This window comes from Limosilactobacillus ingluviei DSM 15946, assembly GCF_001435775.1.
Classification (GTDB): domain Bacteria; phylum Bacillota; class Bacilli; order Lactobacillales; family Lactobacillaceae; genus Limosilactobacillus; species Limosilactobacillus ingluviei.
The window spans coordinates 1-1,289 of record NZ_AZFK01000037.1; the positions used below are offsets into that span (position 1 = coordinate 1).

2 protein-coding genes are annotated in these 1,289 nt (G+C 47.6%); both read left to right on the plus strand.

The features are described from left to right. The first annotated feature begins 419 nt into the window (after nt 1-419). A complete protein-coding gene (locus tag FC43_RS11555; RefSeq protein WP_338086418.1) occupies nt 420-779 on the plus strand; it encodes a hypothetical protein in 360 nt (119 codons plus the stop codon). Beyond that, nucleotides 776-1,289 (plus strand): IS3 family transposase (locus FC43_RS05015; protein WP_156648283.1); only part of this gene is annotated, 514 nt, incomplete at its 3' end. The genes FC43_RS11555 and FC43_RS05015, both read left to right, overlap by 4 nt.

Consider the following 1,289-nt stretch of genomic DNA (forward strand, 5'->3'; position numbering starts at 1 on the left):
CGTACAATACCCTTAGAGGTTGACACTTTTAAAAATGAAAGTGTTGCCTTTGGGGGTATTTTTGTATGCCAACGTATTCAACGCTCGAAAAACTTCAACTATTGAGTGCCTTTCAAGATTCAACTGAGTCACTTACGGTCTTTGCAGACTACCATCGACTCCGACCACGGACCTTAGCCACTTGGATTCACCAATTTCTAACGGCCGGCTTAGCCGGAATTCGGCGACCGTCACGGAACCAAAGTTACTCTACTGAGCTAAAGTTTCAAGCGGTCCATGACTATCGGCAAGGCATGTCGCCTAAAGAGCTTCTCGTAAAGTATCAGATTCGAAACGTTTCCCAACTTTACCAATGGAAGGTCCAGTATAATAATGGGGAATTATTCAAGACGAATTCCCCAAGGAGGACGAAGCGAAAGATGGGCCGAAAAGTATCATATGAAGAGAAAGTAGCGATCACTAAATGGGTGCTAGCGCACCAAAATGATTATGCCGGTGCTAGCCAAAAGTTTAATGTTAGTTATTCCCGAGTTTACTCTTGGGTCAAGAAGAGTGACTTTGGCCACGATTGGTCGGCCCTTCATGACCACCGAGGGAAGACCCGCAACCAACCAAAGGCGGGCCCAGAAACTGAAGTTGATAAGTTGCGACGCGAAATCAAGGAACTAAAGGCAAAAAATCGGGAAATGGAGGTGCAAATTGCCTTCGCAAAAAAATTGACCGAAATACGCAATCGGGGGGTGCGACTACCGGACGAAACCAAGCAATTCAGGAAATGACCTCAGCAACGGCGTCACCACGTTATAGCGTCATGGAGGCTACTAAAGCGGCCGGCATTAGCCGGCAAGCATACTACAAGTGGCTTAACCGTCCGAAAACAAGGCGTGAGATTCAAGATGAAGAGTTATTGGCCTTAATTCAACGCTTAGAGTTAGAACATCAACATAGTGTTGGGAGTGGCAAAATGGTCCGCTTAATCCGAAAGGAAGGAAGCCTTAGCTTCCCCGTCGGTAAGAAGCGCGTCCGCCGGGTCATGAAAGCGAATGGGATTAAAGCCGACTATCGGCAACCACGGCGAAACCGAAAGCAAGCGCAAGCTGATTACGAAGCCAGCAATCTTCTCAAACGACGGTTTACCCAAAGCAAACCGAATCACGTTTGGGTAACCGATACGACTGAACTCACCTACGGTAGTGGCAATAAGGTCCGCCTGCATGTCATGCTTGACCTTTATGGGCAAGCCCCCATTGCATACTTGATCTCACCAACTGAAACGACTCAATCAGCGG